The sequence below is a fragment of the Malikia spinosa genome (genome assembly GCF_002980625.1).
In the GTDB taxonomy this organism is placed as follows: domain Bacteria; phylum Pseudomonadota; class Gammaproteobacteria; order Burkholderiales; family Burkholderiaceae_C; genus Malikia; species Malikia spinosa.
On sequence record NZ_PVLR01000010.1, the window covers coordinates 1 to 5,724 of the forward strand.

Annotated in this window: 2 tRNA genes and 3 rRNA genes; all 5 read left to right on the forward strand. The window is 52.8% G+C overall.

Annotated features, from left to right (window positions below):
- Window positions 1-276: 276 nt before the first annotated feature.
- The 5 genes from C6P61_RS03680 (at window position 277) to rrf (ending at window position 5,715) form a co-directional block, all read left to right on the forward strand.
- Window positions 277-1,807, forward strand: a 16S ribosomal RNA gene (locus tag C6P61_RS03680).
- Between the two features lie 123 nt (window positions 1,808-1,930).
- Window positions 1,931-2,007 (forward strand) — tRNA-Ile (locus C6P61_RS03685).
- A gap of 28 nt (window positions 2,008-2,035) precedes the next feature.
- Window positions 2,036-2,111: transfer RNA gene (locus C6P61_RS03690), tRNA-Ala, on the forward strand.
- A 422-nt stretch (window positions 2,112-2,533) separates the two neighbouring features.
- Window positions 2,534-5,411 (forward strand): 23S ribosomal RNA (locus C6P61_RS03695).
- Window positions 5,412-5,602: 191 nt separating this feature from the next.
- A 5S ribosomal RNA gene (gene rrf / locus C6P61_RS03700) occupies window positions 5,603-5,715 on the forward strand.
- The 16S, 23S and 5S rRNA genes sit together here with 2 tRNA genes alongside, the layout of an rRNA operon.
- The last annotated feature ends 9 nt before the right edge of the window (window positions 5,716-5,724 follow it).

Below are 5,724 nucleotides of genomic sequence, written 5' to 3' on the forward strand. Positions count from 1 at the left end.
AACTGTGTCATAATTCAAGGCTTCGCTGATCGCGGCGGAGCAAACGAAGTGAGGTGATGATAAGTCGCCGAGCGGGTAGATCGTTAAAAATATACAGCCGATAAGCGTGGGCGTTTGAGTCGAGTAAGCCGAAGAGTTCTACGGAACAAGTTCTTCGGAACGACAAAAACGCTCATGGAATAGATAGACAAGAATCACAGCAATGTGATGTTCTTGTCAATTCCGTTTTATGAGTTCGCTCTGTTCAGCAATGGATGGGGCAAAAAATTCAAGATCGAACTATAGAGTTTGATCCTGGCTCAGATTGAACGCTGGCGGCATGCTTTACACATGCAAGTCGAACGGTAACAGGTCTTCGGATGCTGACGAGTGGCGAACGGGTGAGTAATGCATCGGAACGTGCCCAGTCGTGGGGGATAACGCAGCGAAAGCTGTGCTAATACCGCATACGATCTATGGATGAAAGCGGGGGATCGCAAGACCTCGCGCGATTGGAGCGGCCGATGTCAGATTAGCTAGTTGGTGGGGTAAAGGCCCACCAAGGCGACGATCTGTAGCTGGTCTGAGAGGACGACCAGCCACACTGGGACTGAGACACGGCCCAGACTCCTACGGGAGGCAGCAGTGGGGAATTTTGGACAATGGGCGCAAGCCTGATCCAGCAATGCCGCGTGCAGGAAGAAGGCCTTCGGGTTGTAAACTGCTTTTGTACGGAACGAAAAGGTCTGGGTTAATACCCTGGGCTCATGACGGTACCGTAAGAATAAGCACCGGCTAACTACGTGCCAGCAGCCGCGGTAATACGTAGGGTGCAAGCGTTAATCGGAATTACTGGGCGTAAAGCGTGCGCAGGCGGTTTTGTAAGACAGGCGTGAAATCCCCGGGCTCAACCTGGGAATGGCGCTTGTGACTGCAAAGCTGGAGTGCGGCAGAGGGGGATGGAATTCCGCGTGTAGCAGTGAAATGCGTAGATATGCGGAGGAACACCAATGGCGAAGGCAATCCCCTGGGCCTGCACTGACGCTCATGCACGAAAGCGTGGGGAGCAAACAGGATTAGATACCCTGGTAGTCCACGCCCTAAACGATGTCAACTGGTTGTTGGTCCTTAGCTGGATCAGTAACGAAGCTAACGCGTGAAGTTGACCGCCTGGGGAGTACGGCCGCAAGGTTGAAACTCAAAGGAATTGACGGGGACCCGCACAAGCGGTGGATGATGTGGTTTAATTCGATGCAACGCGAAAAACCTTACCCACCTTTGACATGTACGGAAGTTGCCAGAGATGGCTTCGTGCTCGAAAGAGAACCGTAACACAGGTGCTGCATGGCTGTCGTCAGCTCGTGTCGTGAGATGTTGGGTTAAGTCCCGCAACGAGCGCAACCCTTGTCATTAGTTGCTACGAAAGGGCACTCTAATGAGACTGCCGGTGACAAACCGGAGGAAGGTGGGGATGACGTCAAGTCCTCATGGCCCTTATAGGTGGGGCTACACACGTCATACAATGGCCGGTACAAAGGGTCGCAAACCCGCGAGGGGGAGCCAATCCATCAAAGCCGGTCGTAGTCCGGATCGCAGTCTGCAACTCGACTGCGTGAAGTCGGAATCGCTAGTAATCGTGGATCAGCATGTCACGGTGAATACGTTCCCGGGTCTTGTACACACCGCCCGTCACACCATGGGAGCGGGTCTCGCCAGAAGTAGTTAGCCTAACCCGCAAGGGAGGGCGATTACCACGGCGGGGTTCGTGACTGGGGTGAAGTCGTAACAAGGTAGCCGTATCGGAAGGTGCGGCTGGATCACCTCCTTTCTGGAAAACTGGCTTGCCAGCTCGAACGCTCACACTTATCGGTTGTTGAAGGGATGTCGCCAGCGGCGCATGACCTGGTAGGAGGGAACTCCTGGCGGGGCGTGAGTCTCTAGTGACCGGCTTGGGTCTGTAGCTCAGTTGGTTAGAGCACCGTCTTGATAAGGCGGGGGTCGTTGGTTCGAATCCAACCAGACCCACCAGATGCTGCATCCCTTGCACACGACCCCTGGGGGATTAGCTCAGCTGGGAGAGCACCTGCTTTGCAAGCAGGGGGTCGTCGGTTCGATCCCGTCATCCTCCACCAAGACTGGACCCGAGCATTGAACCCAAGAGCTGGGGCGCGGGAGCAAGAGGTCTGGTATACTATGCGACCCGAGATTCAAGATCGAAGCGCTGCAGGCGACTGAGCTGCAGCGTTTCGATATTGGTTCTTAACCAATGATGAGCGAGAAGAGAGATGGAGACGTCGATCAACAAGCTCACGGCTGTTCTTTAAAAATTCATAGAGTCGAAAATCAGCGTTGCTGACGGAAACCGTGCGGACGAGAAGTCTTGCGCGGACCGTGCCGTCAGCAACATTTTGATTGCGTCAAAACGAATATTCAATTTTGAAGCGAGAGTTTCAAATCGAGTTGAATACGGCATAACGCGTCAGGTGAGAGACCTGACAGACATTCCTTGATGCTTGAATGGCGAGGTTTCCTGCGGGAGACGTCAAAGTTATAGGGTCAAGTGAATAAGAGCATGTGGTGGATGCCTTGGCGATGATAGGCGACGAAGGACGTGATAGCCTGCGATAAGCTTCGGGGAGCTGGCAAATTAGCTTTGATCCGGAGATTTCCGAATGGGGGAACCCACCTAGCGATAGGTATCGCACACTGAATACATAGGTGTGCGAAGCGAACCGAGTGAACTGAAACATCTAAGTAGCTCGAGGAAAAGACATCAACCGAGATTCCGAAAGTAGTGGCGAGCGAAATTGGAAGAGCCTGCTAGTGATAGCACAAGACTTAACAAAACGCCCTGGAAATGGCGGCCATAGTGGGTGATAGCCCCGTATGTGAAAAGACCTGTGTGGTACTGAGCTAGCGACAAGTAGGGCGGGACACGTGTAATCCTGTCTGAATATGGGGGGACCATCCTCCAAGGCTAAATACTCATCATCGACCGATAGTGAACAAGTACCGTGAGGGAAAGGCGAAAAGAACCCCGGGAGGGGAGTGAAATAGATCCTGAAACCGCATGCTTACAAAAAGTCGGAGCCCTAAGGGGTGACGGCGTACCTTTTGTATAATGGGTCAGCGACTTACATTCAGTGGCAAGCTTAACCGAATAGGGGAGGCGCAGAGAAATCGAGTCCGAATAGGGCGTCATAGTCGCTGGGTGTAGACCCGAAACCAAGTGATCTATCCATGGCCAGGATGAAGGTGCCGTAACAGGTACTGGAGGTCCGAACCCACTAGTGTTGCAAAACTAGGGGATGAGCTGTGGATAGGGGTGAAAGGCTAAACAAACTTGGAAATAGCTGGTTCTCTCCGAAAACTATTTAGGTAGTGCCTCAAGTATTACCGTCGGGGGTAGAGCACTGTTTTGGCTAGGGGGTCATGGCGACTTACCAAACCAAGGCAAACTCCGAATACCGACGAGTACAGCTTGGGAGACAGAGCACCGGGTGCTAACGTCCGGACTCAAGAGGGAAACAACCCAGACCGCCAGCTAAGGTCCCTAAAATTGGCTAAGTGGGAAACGAAGTGGGAAGGCTAAAACAGTCAGGATGTTGGCTTAGAAGCAGCCATCATTTAAAGAAAGCGTAATAGCTCACTGATCGAGTCGTCCTGCGCGGAAGATGTAACGGGGCTCAAGCCAGTTACCGAAGCTGCGGATGCACAGTTTACTGTGCGTGGTAGGAGAGCGTTCTGTAAGCCTGTGAAGGTGGCTTGTAAAGGCTGCTGGAGGTATCAGAAGTGCGAATGCTGACATGAGTAGCGTTAAAGCGGGTGAAAAGCCCGCTCGCCGTAAGCGCAAGGTTTCCTACGCAACGTTCATCGGCGTAGGGTAAGTCGGCCCCTAAGGCGAGGCAGAGATGCGTAGCTGATGGGAAGCAGGTCAATATTCCTGCACCGATTACAAGTGCGATGTGGGGACGGATCTTAATAGGTTATCCGGCGGTTGGAAGTGCCGGTTTAGACAGAAGTAGGCGACACGTAGGCAAATCCGCGTGTCATATACCGAGGCTGTCGATCGAGCGAACATGTTCGCGAAGTAACCAAACGGGGTCCCAGGAAAAGCCACTAAGCTTCAGCTTGTAATCGACCGTACCGCAAACCGACACTGGTGCGCGAGATGAGTATTCTCAGGCGCTTGAGAGAACTCGGGAGAAGGAACTCGGCAAATTGACACCGTAACTTCGGAAGAAGGTGTGCCCTAGTAACGTGTAGTGAACAACGAAGCGTGAATGGGTTGCAAAAAATAGGTGGCTGCGACTGTTTACTAAAAACACAGCACTCTGCAAACACGAAAGTGGACGTATAGGGTGTGACGCCTGCCCGGTGCCGGAAGATTAATTGATGGGGTGCAAGCTCTTGATCGAAGTCCCGGTAAACGGCGGCCGTAACTATAACGGTCCTAAGGTAGCGAAATTCCTTGTCGGGTAAGTTCCGACCTGCACGAATGGCGTAACGATGGCCACACTGTCTCCTCCCGAGACTCAGCGAAGTTGAAATGTTTGTGATGATGCAATCTCCCCGCGGAAAGACGGAAAGACCCCATGAACCTTTACTGTAGCTTTGTATTGGACTTTGAACGGATCTGTGTAGGATAGGTGGGAGGCTTTGAAGCCAGGACGCTAGTCTTGGTGGAGCCGACGTTGAAATACCACCCTGGTGCGTTTGAGGTTCTAACCTAGGTCCCTTATCGGGATCGGGGACAGTGCATGGTAGGCAGTTTGACTGGGGCGGTCTCCTCCCAAAGCGTAACGGAGGAGTTCGAAGGTACGCTAGTTACGGTCGGACATCGTGACGATAGTGCAATGGCATAAGCGTGCTTAACTGCGAGACTGACAAGTCGAGCAGATGCGAAAGCAGGACATAGTGATCCGGTGGTTCTGTATGGAAGGGCCATCGCTCAACGGATAAAAGGTACTCTGGGGATAACAGGCTGATACCGCCCAAGAGTTCATATCGACGGCGGTGTTTGGCACCTCGATGTCGGCTCATCTCATCCTGGGGCTGTAGCCGGTCCCAAGGGTATGGCTGTTCGCCATTTAAAGAGGTACGTGAGCTGGGTTTAAAACGTCGTGAGACAGTTTGGTCCCTATCTTCCGTGGGCGCTGCAGATTTGAGGAAGCCTGCTCCTAGTACGAGAGGACCGGAGTGGACACACCTCTGGTGTACCGGTTGTCACGCCAGTGGCATCGCCGGGTAGCTATGTGTGGAAGAGATAACCGCTGAAAGCATCTAAGCGGGAAACTCGTTCCAAGATGAGATCTGCCGGGGCCTTGAGCCCCCTGAAGGGTCGTTGTAGACCACGACGTTGATAGGCTGGGTGTGGAAGTGCAGCAATGCATTAAGCTAACCAGTACTAATTGCCCGTGAGGCTTGACCCTATAACTTTGATAGTCATGAATCAGGAATGTGCGTTATCCGTATCCAACCCGATACTGAGAAACCGTCGCACAAGATTGAACACGCCAGACGCCATCAAAATGTACAGCCCCCAGGGCTGGACGCTGATACAATATCGACTCTATGAATTCGCTGTGTTGACCCGCGTGGGTCAGCAGAGCAACCCGTTATGCCTGACGACCATAGCAAGTTGGTCCCACTCCTTCCCATCCCGAACAGGACCGTGAAACGACTTCGCGCCGATGATAGTGCAGATCCCTGTGTGAAAGTAGGTCATCGTCAGGCTCTTATGCT